The sequence below is a fragment of the Bacillus sp. LQ01 genome (genome assembly GCF_057624735.1).
The window spans coordinates 491237-504361 of record NZ_JBYEZL010000002.1 but is presented as its reverse complement, the minus strand read 5'-3'; the positions used below and the strand labels follow the sequence as shown (position 1 = coordinate 504361).

14 protein-coding genes and 2 other annotated features are annotated in these 13125 nt (G+C 36.4%); of the genes, 3 read left to right on the top strand and 11 right to left on the bottom strand.

What is annotated here, in order from left to right:
- The first annotated feature begins 176 nt into the window (after positions 1-176).
- Positions 177-405: a binding site (T-box leader), on the top strand.
- A 50-nt stretch (positions 406-455) separates the two neighbouring features.
- Positions 456-683 (top strand) — a binding site (T-box leader).
- A gap of 163 nt (positions 684-846) precedes the next feature.
- On the top strand, positions 847-2601 hold the full coding sequence (locus AC22L0_RS14950; protein ID WP_000163184.1) for an aromatic amino acid hydroxylase: 1755 nt from the start codon (positions 847-849) through the stop codon (positions 2599-2601).
- Positions 2582-2896 carry a 4a-hydroxytetrahydrobiopterin dehydratase gene (locus AC22L0_RS14945; RefSeq protein WP_000979538.1) on the top strand — a complete coding sequence of 105 codons (315 nt, stop codon included), beginning with the start codon at positions 2582-2584 and terminating at the stop codon, positions 2894-2896. Before AC22L0_RS14950 ends, AC22L0_RS14945 begins: the two co-directional genes overlap by 20 nt.
- Before the next feature lie 15 nt (positions 2897-2911).
- Here AC22L0_RS14945 and AC22L0_RS14940 read toward each other — a convergent pair whose 3' ends face one another.
- Together AC22L0_RS14940 and AC22L0_RS14935 are read right to left on the bottom strand one after the other, a co-directional pair.
- Positions 2912-3769, bottom strand: a complete 858-nt coding sequence (locus AC22L0_RS14940) for a VOC family protein (protein WP_000009844.1) — start codon at positions 3767-3769, stop codon at positions 2912-2914.
- Positions 3770-3790: 21 nt separating this feature from the next.
- A complete protein-coding gene (locus tag AC22L0_RS14935; protein WP_001071553.1) occupies positions 3791-4195 on the bottom strand; it encodes a DoxX family protein in 405 nt (134 codons plus the stop codon).
- 156 nt (positions 4196-4351) lie between these two features.
- On the opposite strand from AC22L0_RS14935, the gene AC22L0_RS14930 reads away from it, so the two are divergent.
- Positions 4352-4897 carry a helix-turn-helix domain-containing protein gene (locus AC22L0_RS14930; RefSeq protein ID WP_001020693.1) on the top strand — a complete coding sequence of 182 codons (546 nt, stop codon included), beginning with the start codon at positions 4352-4354 and terminating at the stop codon, positions 4895-4897.
- 36 nt (positions 4898-4933) lie between these two features.
- Here the strand turns inward: AC22L0_RS14930 and AC22L0_RS14925 are convergent, their stop codons facing one another.
- The 9 genes from AC22L0_RS14925 to adhE all read right to left on the bottom strand — a co-directional run bounded on the left by AC22L0_RS14925 (position 4934) and on the right by adhE (position 13023).
- Entirely contained in the window at positions 4934-5311 is a 378-nt protein-coding gene (locus AC22L0_RS14925) for a hotdog family protein (protein WP_000025015.1), read from the bottom strand.
- 118 nt (positions 5312-5429) lie between these two features.
- The gene (locus AC22L0_RS14920; protein ID WP_000276114.1) at positions 5430-5888 is read right to left on the bottom strand and encodes a GNAT family N-acetyltransferase; all 459 of its coding nucleotides are present in this window, start codon (positions 5886-5888) and stop codon (positions 5430-5432) included.
- Between the two features lie 56 nt (positions 5889-5944).
- Positions 5945-6523: a GNAT family N-acetyltransferase gene (locus AC22L0_RS14915; RefSeq protein ID WP_000258037.1), complete on the bottom strand. Its 579-nt coding sequence runs from the start codon at positions 6521-6523 to the stop codon at positions 5945-5947.
- Positions 6524-6758: 235 nt separating this feature from the next.
- Positions 6759-7154, bottom strand: coding sequence for an ankyrin repeat domain-containing protein (locus tag AC22L0_RS14910; protein ID WP_001192763.1), 396 nt, complete (start codon positions 7152-7154; stop codon positions 6759-6761).
- Positions 7121-7939, bottom strand: coding sequence for an ABC transporter ATP-binding protein (locus AC22L0_RS14905; protein WP_000626525.1), 819 nt, complete (start codon positions 7937-7939; stop codon positions 7121-7123). Before AC22L0_RS14905 ends, AC22L0_RS14910 begins: the two co-directional genes overlap by 34 nt.
- Positions 7926-8954, bottom strand: coding sequence for a FecCD family ABC transporter permease (locus AC22L0_RS14900; protein WP_000445963.1), 1029 nt, complete (start codon positions 8952-8954; stop codon positions 7926-7928). The genes AC22L0_RS14905 and AC22L0_RS14900 overlap by 14 nt, the downstream gene beginning before the upstream one ends.
- Positions 8955-8958: 4 nt before the next feature.
- Complete coding sequence (locus AC22L0_RS14895) at positions 8959-9906, bottom strand: ABC transporter substrate-binding protein (RefSeq protein ID WP_087967297.1); 948 nt, start codon at positions 9904-9906, stop codon at positions 8959-8961.
- A 158-nt stretch (positions 9907-10064) separates the two neighbouring features.
- The gene (locus AC22L0_RS14890) at positions 10065-10292 is read right to left on the bottom strand and encodes a YrhC family protein (RefSeq protein WP_000661265.1); all 228 of its coding nucleotides are present in this window, start codon (positions 10290-10292) and stop codon (positions 10065-10067) included.
- Positions 10293-10419: 127 nt separating this feature from the next.
- On the bottom strand, positions 10420-13023 hold the full coding sequence (gene adhE / locus AC22L0_RS14885; RefSeq protein WP_000260500.1) for a bifunctional acetaldehyde-CoA/alcohol dehydrogenase: 2604 nt from the start codon (positions 13021-13023) through the stop codon (positions 10420-10422).
- Positions 13024-13125 lie beyond the last annotated feature (102 nt).

Sequence of the window (13125 nt, the reverse complement as noted above, 5' to 3'; positions counted from 1 at the left end):
TTGTTCATCCCCACTGATTATTAGCCTTCACCAATCGGGGGTTACGGGCAGTTATTCTCCCACCGAATTTTGAGGTAGGAATTTTACTGCTCATTAACACGGGATAAAAAATTTTTGTTGACAATTTTTTTAATATAGTTTTATAATACAAAACATAGTTTAGTTTAACGAATTATATATCAGCTTTGAAGGAATGCTAGTAGCGACTTATATCACTGTCCCAGAGAACTGATGGTTGGTGCGAATCAGTACATATACAAGCGTGAATTACAATTCTGGAGCTTCTTTCCCGTAATGCTTTTTATGCATGAAGAGAAAGACGGATCTTTCCGTTATCGTAAAGTGAGTGGTAAACAATTAGTTGTTTACAAATAGGGTGGTACCGCGATTTTTATCGTCCCTATCGGATTTTCCGATAGGGACTTTTTTGCATCCATCCTCTTACACAATTTCATATATACGCGTTGAAAGAATCGCAGTAGTATCTTATATCCCTGTTACAGAGAGCTAATGGTCGGTGGAAATTAGCACATATATAAGTATGAATTACAATTCTGGAGCTTCTTTTTCGTAGTGCTTTTATGCATGAAGGAAAAGACGGAATTTTTCCGTTATCATTAATTGAGATGTAAGTATATTTTCACTTACAAATAGGGTGGTACCGCGATGCTTTCGCCCCTATCGGATTTTCCGATAGGGGCTTTTTCTATTTATCACAGAAACATATGTTAAATAATTCCGAATCTTATGATAAAATTTTATAAGCGCTTACAAAAAATGAAAGGGGGTGATACAAGCTATACGAAATCGATATTCAATTTTATTGAAAAAAAGGAGGATGTCTAAATGACAAAGAAAACAGAAATTCCATCGCATTTAAAACCATTTGTATCCACACAACATTATGATCAATACACACCGGTGAATCACGCTGTGTGGCGTTACATTATGAGACAAAATCATAGCTTCTTAAAAGACGTTGCTCATCCAGCCTATGTGAACGGACTACAATCATCTGGTATTAATATAGATGCAATTCCAAAAGTAGAAGAAATGAATGAGTGTTTGGCACCAAGCGGCTGGGGCGCTGTAACAATTGACGGACTTATTCCTGGCGTAGCATTCTTCGATTTTCAAGGACACGGATTACTACCGATTGCAACAGATATCCGGAAAGTAGAAAATATCGAGTACACACCAGCTCCAGATATCGTACATGAAGCCGCAGGACACGCACCGATTTTACTTGATCCTACATATGCAAAATATGTGAAACGTTTTGGGCAAATTGGTGCAAAAGCTTTCTCTACAAAAGAAGAACATGATGCATTTGAAGCTGTTCGTACATTAACGATAGTAAAAGAAAGCCCTACTTCTACTCCTGATGAAGTTAAGGCTGCTGAAAATGCTGTAATTGAAAAACAAAAGTTAGTTTCTGGTTTATCGGAAGCTGAACAAATTTCACGTCTTTTCTGGTGGACAGTAGAATATGGATTGATCGGAAATATAGATGATCCAAAGATATATGGTGCTGGTCTCCTTTCTTCTGTTGGCGAAAGCAAACATTGCTTAACAGACGCTGTAGAAAAGGTTCCATTTTCTATCGAAGCATGTACAGGGACAACTTATGACGTAACAAAAATGCAACCACAACTATTTGTTTGTGAATCCTTTGAAGAATTAACAGATGCGCTTGAAACATTTTCTAAAACAATGGCCTTTAAAACAGGTGGAAAAGAAGGTTTAGAAAAAGCAATTCGCTCTGAGAACTATGCAACAGCTGAGCTAAATAGTGGATTACAAATTACAGGTACATTTAGCGAGACAATTGAAAACGATGCAGGTGAATTAATTTACATGCGAACAAATTCGCCAACGGCATTAGCGCTTCATAATAAACAGTTAGCGAATCATTCTACTTCTGTACACAGTGACGGATTTGGAACACCGATTGGATTACTTACTGAAAATATTGCATTAGAAAATTGTACAGACGAACAACTACAATCATTAGGAATTAAAATTGGAACTATCGCTGAGTTTACTTTTGCAAGTGGTATTCATGTAAAAGGAACAGTAACAGATATTGTGAAAAATGATAAGAAAATTGCTCTTATTTCCTTTATCGATTGCACAGTTACTTATAACGCCCGCGTTTTATTTGATGCTTCATGGGGCGCATTTGATATGGCTGTTGGCTCACAAATCACTTCAGTATTCCCAGGTGCCGCAGATGCAGCAGCATTTTTCCCAATGGATGAAGAAGTTCAAGAAATTCCTGCTCCGCTTGTACTGAATGAACTCGAGCGTATGTATCAAACAGTTCGAGATATTCGAAGTGAGGGGATTTTACACGACGCGCATATCGATCAATTAGTAGCAATCCAAGAAGTATTAAATAAATTTTATGCGAAAGAATGGTTGCTGCGCCTTGAAGTATTAGAGTTACTTTTAGAGCATAACAAAGGGCATGAAACATCTGCAGCATTACTACATCAACTTTCTACTTTCACAACTGACGAAGCTGTAACACGCCTTATTAACAATGGTCTTGCGTTACTTCCAATAAAGGATGTGAAAAATGATGCTAAGATTAACTGAAGAAGAAGTTCACGAGGAATTATTGAAGGTAGATAAATGGATGGTAAAAGATGAGAAATGGATTGAACGAAAATATATGTTTTCCGACTACTTAAAAGGAGTCGAATTTGTCTCTGAAGCCGCCAAACTATCAGAAGAACATAATCACCATCCATTTATCCTTATCCAGTATAAAGCAGTTATTATTACTTTGTCATCTTGGAATGCAAAAGGTTTAACGAAACTAGATTTTGAGCTTGCAAAACAATTTGATGAACTATTTTTACAAAACGAAAATGCAATTATAAGAAAATAAAAAAGAGAAGCCTTTTTAGGCTTCTCCTTTTATTTGGAAATGGATACAATGTCCAAATGGATCCTCGACTTGTAATATTCCATCTTTGTACGTAGCAATCTTACCAATATTTTTTAAGCTTTCACATACTTGCTCTTTTTGTTTTTCATCCGCTAATACAATTGTGAAATATTTTAAACCAACAGAACCTGGCATTTGCGGTGGTACCCCTTCACCTTGCCATGTATTTAAACCGATATGGTGATGATAGCCACCTGCTGATACGAACAACGCTCCATTACGAGCTGGGATTGTTACTTCAAAACCAAGACCATCAACATAGAAACGTTTCGCTTCCTCTAAATCAGCTACATGGAAATGAATATGCCCCATCACAGTACCAGCTGGAAATCCACTCCATGTACTTCCTTGCTGCAATAATTCTTCACCAGCTAACGGGTTACTAACAAATGGGAGCTCTCCATTCTCATCACGCCAAACTTCTTTTTGTCGATCATGATAAATTTCAATCCCGTTTCCATCTGGATCAGCTAAATAAAGAGCTTCACTAAAGTAATGATCGGCCCCGCCATGTAGTGGATATACCATTTCTACAAGATGACGAAGAACATTCGCTAAATCCTGCCTACTTGGTAATAAAATTGCGTAATGATATAACCCTGTTCTTCCTCTTTGCTTCGGAAAAGCTTCTTTCTTTTCTTCAATGATAAGAAGTGGTTCATCATTTTCATTCCCAAATGTAACGACTGCTTTTTCTTCTTTTAGTACCTTCATACTTAGTACTTCCGTATAAAACTCTAGTGATTTCTTTACATTAGATACGTATAAATGAACAACATCCAGTGTTGTATCGGGATGAAGTTGAAAACTCATCTTGTTAGCCCCCCATTTAAATTAGTTCTTCTTTGACATTTTTTCTTTTAAGAAATTATCTACAAAACCATCAGCTTTTGCAACAAATAAGTATGCACCCATTGCTAATAATGCAAGTTCTAATTCGAAACCAGGATTTTTTCCATCTCCCAATAAACCAGCTGACCATTTCACTTTTACGATTGCTCCAACCATAACAAGTGCAAATAATAATCCAATATATCTTACACCTAAACCTAGAATTAATAATAGGCCTCCAACTAATTCAAATGTTGCTACACCGTATGCAAGTCCTCCTGGTAAACCAATGCTTGTAAACCACCCTGCAATATTGTCAATTCCTGATTGGAATTTTGTTAAACCGTGCATGAAGAATGTTACCCCTAACACGATACGAATAATTAAGTTACCAATATGTTGATTCATTTCTTTCTCTCCTTTATAGTTTTCTTATACAAAACTTTTATTTACATTACAAAACATACACTAATTTTTTTTATTCGTCAATTCATTTTCACTGGGAAAAAATATATTTTTTTTGCTATGATACAAATAGTTGTTTACAAAAAGGAGCTTGATTTTATGAATATTGGTTCTGCAATACGTGAAATTCGTCAACGTAGGGGCATAACAATCGCACAAATTTGTGAGGGAACAGGTCTTTCTAAAGGATTTATGAGTCAGGTTGAAAATAATAAAACATCACCATCTATCTCAACTTTAGAAACGATCTCCAATTTTTTAAACGTTCCCCTTCCCTATTTATTGTTAGAGCAAAAAGATCGATTAAAAATTGTCAAAAAAGAAGAACGGAAATACAGTGTATACGGCAAAGATGAGCAAAGAATTGAACATGTTGCGGAGCAAGGGGGCCTTCGCCTATCTTTAGTAGAAATCCCTACTGGATTCCCGAAAGAAAACTCACCAAATGCCCATGAAGGGGAAGAATGTCACCTTGTATTACGCGGAAAACTAGAAGTTCAGCACGGTGAAGATATTGCAATTGTAGAAGAAGGTGATTCTTTCTCATGGAATGCATGCGTTCCTCATATTGTTCGTAATATAGGAGAAGAAACTGCATTACTACTCATCTCTAGTTATGCGGAAAATCGAAAACGTGTTTACTAAATAATAAAAAAGAAGCCTGCTAAACAGGCTTCTTTTTTATCCCCTTATAATTCCATAACTTGTCCCCACTAGTACAGTCTTTTCGTGTTGATTGCGATAAACTGACTCGATTGAAACTTTTTTATAGCCTTCCATTTGCTCAACATTTGTTAAAGTTAATTCACAAGTGATTGTATCTCCTGTGAAAACTGGTCTAATAAACTCACTTACTAATTCTCTTGCTATGTAATGTAATTCTTCGCCTACTTTCGTTCCAATGCTAGCAGTCAATAAACCATGGACCATTAATCTTCCATTTTCATCATATTCCACATGGTGTCTACCTTTATCTCCGGTAATATTTGCAAATTCAAACACCTCTTCCTCAGTAAATCTTCTTTCATATTTAAATACATCCCCAACTTTTATACTCATTTTTATCCCCCTAATAATAAACAGAATTTTCTTTTATTTTATCATAAAATGTGCCTCAATCCATTCTCTATTATCAAATCCTCAAAATTACCTCGCTAAACTTTTACTTTTCATTCATTTATCGGTGACCATCTCTTTTCGCGACTTGATATCCATAATACGCACATGTTCCATTTCTCGATAGCTCTCTAACTTCAAATCCACAGCTTCTATAAAAATCAAAATTGTTCGCAGAAGTATGTGCAAACCAGTCACCATGTGGTAGCTTTTGCAAACAAAGAGCGACAAGTTTCTTACCTAATCCCTTCCCTCTATATTCACATTTCACAACTAAATTTACTATGTTCGCGACCATGATTCCATCAGAAATGACTCTAACCATGGCAATCATCTCTTCTTCATCCCAAATTGTGAATGCCCATGTTGAATTTTCAAATGCTATCGTGAATTTTTCAATTTGCCAAGAAGGGATATTATCATTGCTCCAACCGGCATCTTCGAATAAAGTCTTAATTGCATATGCAGGTACACCATTCGTCCCCTCACGAATAATAAGTCCATTATGATAAATGTACATGTAATCCCCCCTTTATTTTTATATACCATTCTTCAAAAAATGCAATTAACCTTTTTTCATCCAACGCGCCTAATGGAATAAACGAGAACATCCATCCCATGAAATGAAGTTGTTTTCTCATAACTAAGCCCCGTTTTTCTAGCAACAAAGATTGAGGCGGGGTGGTCCGGATTAATAAGAGAAATCAATTTATTCATTCGTAACGCTTGGAAGCCATAGTCTCGAAATGCTGCCGCTGCTTCTCTCGCATAGCCTTTTCCCCAATACTGAGGTAATAACCAATAACCAATTTCAATTTCCTCTTTTCCATCTATCTGCTGCTTTACTAATCCTGCATGACCAATCCGTATCCCCGTTTCCTTTTCAATTAATACAAATAAACCGAGGCCGTTTTTATAGCTAGGAATTACCCACTCTTCCAAACTTTTTTTACATTGCATATATGTTTTTAAATTCCCATTTCCAATATAGCGCATTACTTTTTCGTTTCCCCATAGTGAAGCGTAGAACTGTAAATCATCCATTGTATATTTACGAATTTGTAAACGGTCTGTATGAAACATTCCTTCACTCCTTTCTACTAATTTCTTCTTAATTTCACAATCATATTTTGTATGCACAATAAGTGTTACCATTTATTATAAATGAATCAACCACATAACACAGAATATTCAATCTTATAGAAACAAAAAAAGCAGTAGACAAATATTGTCCACTGCATCCATATCATAACTAGCATAAAGAAAACTACAATTGAGGGGGGTGTAGGATTTTCAAATATACTAGATACTTATCCCGTTCTAACGGGCGGTAAACTTTCCAATTGTTTCAAGTGAAAAGTTTACCGCACATAAGAACTTCCTTCGTTCATTAAGATAGTATTGCTAAATAATCATATACACGCTTAGATTTCTCTCCACCCATTCGTGCATGTTGAAGAAGAGAAATACCATGAGGACCAGATGCGCGCAATGCTTCTGGTTGAGCTACTAAAATAGCTTGTACAACTTCTAATTCACCAAGCATAGCTGCTGCAAAAATATCCATCCGAGCACCCTTTTCTAGTAAATAAAGAGCAATATCTTTACGACCTACATGTGCCGATGCGCCTAACGCACTTTCCCAATCTGATCCACCCCAATTATAAGAGGCGTGAAGTAAGCTTGGTGATTCAACCAATAGCTCTTGTACTTTCTCTAAATCCCCGTGAGCTGCCATAACAAATTCTCTTACTAATTCAATGGTAATACGCTCTTCTGTTTGCATCGCTCTTCTCCCCTTTTAGAAATTCGTTTCGGTGTAAAAAAAGGCTTGTCACTTCCCTGAAAAATATCTACATCTATGCCAAATACATGTTGAAACATTTCATGGCATAGTACTTCTTCTGGTATACCATCATACTGAATTTTTCCTCGCTTTAATACAAGTAAACGATCGCTATATTGAGCAGCTTGGTTAATGTCATGTAAAACCATTATAATTGTCATTCCAAACTCCTCATTTAATCGTTTCACAAGTTCCATTACTTCCAACTGGTGAACGATATCTAAAAAGGTTGTTGGTTCATCCAATAATAAGACATTTGTACGTTGCGCTAGCGTCATCGCAATCCAAGCACGTTGCCGTTCCCCTCCTGATAAAGAATGTAAAAGACGATATTCATACCCTTCAAGATTTGTAACAGACAATGCCCAATCAACAATTTCTTCATCTTCTTTATTTAAGTGGCTACTCCATGATTTATGTGGACCTCTTCCGAACTCAATTAGTTCTTTCACTGTTAAATCTAATTGATGATCATGCATTTGTGGTAACATTGCTAATTGCTTCGCTACATCAGCACTCTTCATCATATGAATATTTTTCCCATCTAAAATGATGTCCCCTTCGCTTTGTTTCAGTAGCCTTGCTATTAAACGAAGCAAAGTAGATTTTCCCGATCCATTCGGACCAATTAAACTAACGATTTCTCCAGCCTTAATATGTACATTCATATTTTGCATTTGAAATCTTTCAGAGTGTGCGTAAAACACTTTGTTAACGGAAATCACTTTGTTTTCCTCCTCTATGAATTAAATATAAGAAGAACGGACCACCTAAGAAGGACAGTAAAATACCAACAGGCAATTCGATTGGGTCAAACCAACTTCGAGCTATTGCATCCGCAAAAACAAGTAATACCCCGCCGCCAAGGCATGATAAAGGTAGCAAATATCTATAATCATTTCCAACTAATAAACGTAGCATATGTGGTACGACAAGACCGACAAATCCAATAAGACCAGACACACTTACTGCAATTCCAGCTAATAATGTACTTACTACGATTAAATAAAACCGACTTTTTTCCACGTTATGTCCTAATAACTTTGCCATTTCATCTCCAAGCATTAACACTCGAATATGCTTAATACCAAAGAAAGCTAATATAATGGCGAATATTGCATAATAAATAATCATATTTAAATGTGCCCAACTTACACCACCAATACCACCCGCTAGCCACGGTAACACCGATTGTACTTTGTCACTATGTAATAACATTAATGCTGACGTTGCTGCACCAATTAATGCATTGATCGACACCCCTACTAAGACGATTTTTGAAGGTGGTGCCCCTTTTTGCCATGATAAAGCATAAATAACCATCGCTGTTATGAAAGATCCTAAAAACGCCCCTAGTGGTAAAAAAGCTAGATGCTGTGGGAATAAAATCATGATGACAATTGCTACAAGGCCTGCCCCAGATGAAACTCCGATAATACCAGGATCTGCAAGAGGGTTTCTCATAACTCCTTGTAGCAGTGTACCAGATGCAGCTAAACATGTTCCTACTATAAACCCAATGAGCACTCTCGGTATGCGAAGATCCCATACAATTCGATGAACTGTCGAACCTTCATCTTGTATACCCGTTAGAATATCTCGTACAGAAAAGGATAAACTTCCTGCGAAAAGACCGTAAAAGAGACCTAGGATTGTTAATACAACTAAAGTAACTGCTATTATCCATCTTTTTTTCGCAAAAGGATGTTCCTTTTCTCTTACTACTTCACTACTTTCCATAGTATCATTTCCTTACATCTTGTATACTTTTATACATAAAGTCCATTGCTTCTGTAACTTTTGTACCAGGATTAGATCCAAATAAATCAGGTGGCAAAATAACTACGCGGTTTTGTTTTACTGCCTCTAAATTTTTCCACGCTTCATTTTTCATCATTTCGCCTTCGAATGCTTTTTTCACACTTTTTGGATCTCCGTGTGTAATTAAATAAATCACATCTGGATTCGCCTCAATAATACGTTCTACACTTAGCTGTGCATATTGCGGATATTCTTTCGTTTCTGGAAAATCAGAAGCAATATTTTTTCCGCCTGTTTTTTCTAAAATATCACCTGATAAAGATGTTGGTAATGCCGCTAAATAAGTTCCTGGTGCGCCATACACTAGCAATGCTTTCACATCGCTCTTTTTCTCATATTTCTTCATTTGATCATTCATTTTTTGATTAATTTCTTTTGCTTTATCTTCTTTCTTCATTACCGTTCCATATAATTCAATATTTTTTTGAATATCTTGTACAGAATTCGCAGAAGAAATGATAACTTGCGTTCCTTGTCCTTCAACCGTTGGCACATTCTTTTGGAATCCATTGTTAGCAACAAGTACATCGGGCTTTAAACTAGCAATTTGCTCAAAATTCGGTTGATGTGCATTCCCAATTACTTGTGCTTTCTTTAGCTCATCTGGAAGAGTTAATTTCGTATCCGGGCGACCTACTATTTTTCCACCTAAAACATCAATAATATCCATGTCCCCCATACTTAATGTTGCAAAACTTTCTGGCACTTTATCGAATGTTACCTTTCTTCCTGATAGGTCGGTAATTTCGATTTTCTCTTTTCCTTTTTCTGTTTTGATTGCAGACGCTTTTTCGTCCTCTTTGGCACTGCAACCTATTAACAAGAAAAAAATAGATAAAATCGCTGTAAATAGCGTAATAGATTTTTTCATTCCTTCACCTCTAATTGATAATGATAATCATTAACTACTATTCTACTTTAATTGATAAGGATTATCATTGTCAACACGAAACGCATATATTTTCCTACAAAAAAACAAAAAGCGCGACAAAAAGATTTTTTCTTTTCGCTGCGCTCTAGTTAACAATATTATTCACATTCATTTTCCTCTAGCTGGTCACGCATCACTTTCACACGCTGAAAGAAAAAGAACGATAAGCTTAAAAATATAACGATGCTCCCCATCATAACAAAAAATTGGATTGTCTCTTTTGCTCCACTCGGAATCAATAAGCCAACCATTAACAATGTACTTACAGCGAGAAGCATTTGTCCAAACCGAGTATAATCTTCTATTTTTCCTTTTAATTCTTTCATTATATTCTCACTCCTCCATTTCACTGTATCATATTCTATGAAACTGAAAGACCAGTAAATACAGCCATTCTGGGAGATGTTTTCCAATAAAAAAAGAGCCGCTTTTACTGCGGCTCTTTTTTTATCATTATTCACCTTTATATGCTTCCATATAAATTTCTTTCAGCTCTGAAATAAGCGGTAACTTTGGATTAGCAGTTGTACATTGATCTTCAAAAGCTCTTTCTGCTAATACTCCAACAACCTCTTCAAATTGCTCTTTATCGACTCCTTGTCCCGCAATACTCATATTAATATTTAAGCTTTTTCCAAGCTCAATAATTGCTCGGACGAGTGATTCCACCCCTTCTGCTGCCGAACTTGCTGGAAGCCCGAGCATTCTCGCTATATGTGCATATCTTTCATCTGCCACAAAGTGCTCATATTTTGGGAACAATGCGTGTTTTCTTGGCTTAATAGCATTATAGCGGACTACGTGCGGCATTAGAATGGCATTTGCGCGTCCGTGCGGAATATGGAATTCTGGTCCAATCTTATGTGCTAAGCTGTGATTAATACCGAGGAAAGCATTTGCAAATGCCATCCCTGCAATTGCAGAAGCGTTATGCATTTTTTCTCTTGCTTCTTCATCATTTCCATCTTTATATGCTCTCGGTAAATATTTGAATACGAGATCAATAGCTTTTAATGCTAATCCATCTGTATAGTCATTTGCCATAACAGACACATACGCCTCAATTGCATGTGTTAAAACATCCATACCAGTATCTGCTGTTACATGTGGTGGTACTGTCATTACAAATTGTGGATCAACAATTGCTACATCTGGTGTTAATTCATAATCTGCGAGCGGATACTTTATATTATTTTTCTTATCTGTAATAACCGCAAATGGTGTCACTTCTGATCCCGTTCCTGATGTCGTTGGAATCGCAACAAACTGCGCCTTATTTCCTAATTCCGGATATTTACATGTACGTTTTCTTATATCTAAAAATTTCTGTTTAATACCATAGAATGTCGTTTCTGGATGCTCATAGAATAACCACATTCCTTTTGCTGCATCCATAGCTGAACCACCACCAAGTGCGATAATTACATCTGGCTTAAAGCTTTTCATCATTTCCGCACCTTTGAAAACAGTTTCATCTGATGGATCTGGTTCGACCTCAAAGAAAACTTCAACTTTCACATCATTTGCATTCTTGTTTAAATAGTGCGCGACTGTATCGACATAGCCATGTTCAACCATTCCGGGGTCCGTTACAATAAATGCACGTGAAATGTTAGGCATATTTGCTAAATAAGCTGTAGCATGTTTTTCAAAATAAATTTTTGGTGGCAGTTTGAACCACTGCATATTCTTTTTTCTATTTGCCAGCCTTTTTATATTTAATAAATGAGTCGCTGTTACATTTTGGGAAACTGAATTCTTTCCGTATGAACCACAACCAAGTGTAAGTGATGGAATAAATCCATTATATATATCCCCTATTCCACCTTGTGATGAAGGTGCATTTACAATGAGACGGCAAGCTTTCATACGTAACCCAAATTGCTTTTGCACATCTTTATTTGTAGAATGGATAACTGCTGAATGTCCTAAACCACCGAGGTTCAACATTTCTTCGCAATATGTAAATCCTTCTTCTAATGAATTTGCCTTCACACAAGCTAATACTGGACTCAGTTTCTCACGGGATAACGGATATGCTGCTCCGATACCTTGAATTTCAGCTACAAGCATTTTTGTATGTCCAGGAACAGTGATCCCAACTAAATCGGCAATATACTGTGCGGATTTCCCTACAATATCACTATTTACTGCACATGTATTTTCATTTATAACGAGCTTTTCTAATTTTTTTCTTTCTTCTTCTGTTACAAAGTAACAACTGTTTTCAATCATTTCTGTTTTAACATCATCATAAATTTCTTTATCGACAATGATTGCTTGTTCCGATGCACAAATCATACCGTTATCAAATGTTTTTGATAAAATTAAATCATTAACAGCTCGTTTTACATGTGCTGATTTTTCTATATAACACGGTACATTACCAGGACCAACGCCTAACGCTGGTTTTCCAGTAGAGTAAGCTGATTTCACCATACCAGCGCCTCCAGTTGCTAGAACGAGTGCTACACCATCATGGTTCATCAATTGTTTCGTCGCTTCAACAGACGGTCTTTCAATCCATTGAATACAGTGTTTTGGTGCACCAGCTTTCATCGCTGCATCATATACGGTTTTCGCTGCTGCCACAGAACATTTTTGTGCGGAAGGATGAAATGCGAAAATAATTGGATTTCTTGTTTTTATCGCAATTAACGCTTTAAACATTGTTGTCGACGTTGGATTCGTTACTGGTGTTACTCCAGCTACTACACCGACAGGTTCCGCGATTTCTATTATTTCTTCATGAGGATCTTCGTGAATAATCCCTACCGTTTTATCTTGCTTTATACTATGCCAAATATATTCAGTGGCAAAAATATTTTTAATGCATTTGTCTTCATATACACCACGGCCAGTTTCTTCAACTGCCAATTTTGCTAGCGGCATATGTTGATCAACACCTGCTAATGCCATTTCATGAACAATGTTGTCAATTTCCTCTTGTGTAAAACTTTCTAATGCTTGTAAAGCTTGTTGACCATTATTTACTAGCGTATCAATCATCTTTTTTACTTCCTGCATTTCATTTACAACTTTCTCTTTGACTACCATGTGAATTTCCTCCTATTCTACTATTACGGTCCTTATATGTCCCTGTAGGTCAAAATAAGTCCCAATTAACACAAAAAAATAGAGATGCTTTCCTACATGAAT

What these genes read in the sequence shown, in the direction of transcription:
- AC22L0_RS14950 (WP_000163184.1), top strand. Translation starts at nt 847, where the DNA reads ATGACAAAGAAAACAGAAATTCCATCGCATTTAAAACCATTTGTATCC.
- AC22L0_RS14945 (WP_000979538.1), top strand. Translation starts at nt 2,582, where the DNA reads ATGATGCTAAGATTAACTGAAGAAGAAGTTCACGAGGAATTATTGAAG.
- AC22L0_RS14940 (WP_000009844.1), bottom strand. Translation starts at nt 3,769, where the DNA reads ATGAGTTTTCAACTTCATCCCGATACAACACTGGATGTTGTTCATTTA.
- AC22L0_RS14935 (WP_001071553.1), bottom strand. Translation starts at nt 4,195, where the DNA reads ATGAATCAACATATTGGTAACTTAATTATTCGTATCGTGTTAGGGGTA.
- AC22L0_RS14930 (WP_001020693.1), top strand. Translation starts at nt 4,352, where the DNA reads ATGAATATTGGTTCTGCAATACGTGAAATTCGTCAACGTAGGGGCATA.
- AC22L0_RS14925 (WP_000025015.1), bottom strand. Translation starts at nt 5,311, where the DNA reads ATGAGTATAAAAGTTGGGGATGTATTTAAATATGAAAGAAGATTTACT.
- AC22L0_RS14920 (WP_000276114.1), bottom strand. Translation starts at nt 5,888, where the DNA reads ATGTACATTTATCATAATGGACTTATTATTCGTGAGGGGACGAATGGT.
- AC22L0_RS14915 (WP_000258037.1), bottom strand. Translation starts at nt 6,523, where the DNA reads ATGGTAACACTTATTGTGCATACAAAATATGATTGTGAAATTAAGAAG.
- AC22L0_RS14910 (WP_001192763.1), bottom strand. Translation starts at nt 7,154, where the DNA reads ATGCAAACAGAAGAGCGTATTACCATTGAATTAGTAAGAGAATTTGTT.
- AC22L0_RS14900 (WP_000445963.1), bottom strand. Translation starts at nt 8,954, where the DNA reads ATGGAAAGTAGTGAAGTAGTAAGAGAAAAGGAACATCCTTTTGCGAAA.
- AC22L0_RS14895 (WP_087967297.1), bottom strand. Translation starts at nt 9,906, where the DNA reads ATGAAAAAATCTATTACGCTATTTACAGCGATTTTATCTATTTTTTTC.
- AC22L0_RS14890 (WP_000661265.1), bottom strand. Translation starts at nt 10,292, where the DNA reads ATGAAAGAATTAAAAGGAAAAATAGAAGATTATACTCGGTTTGGACAA.
- adhE (WP_000260500.1), bottom strand. Translation starts at nt 13,023, where the DNA reads ATGGTAGTCAAAGAGAAAGTTGTAAATGAAATGCAGGAAGTAAAAAAG.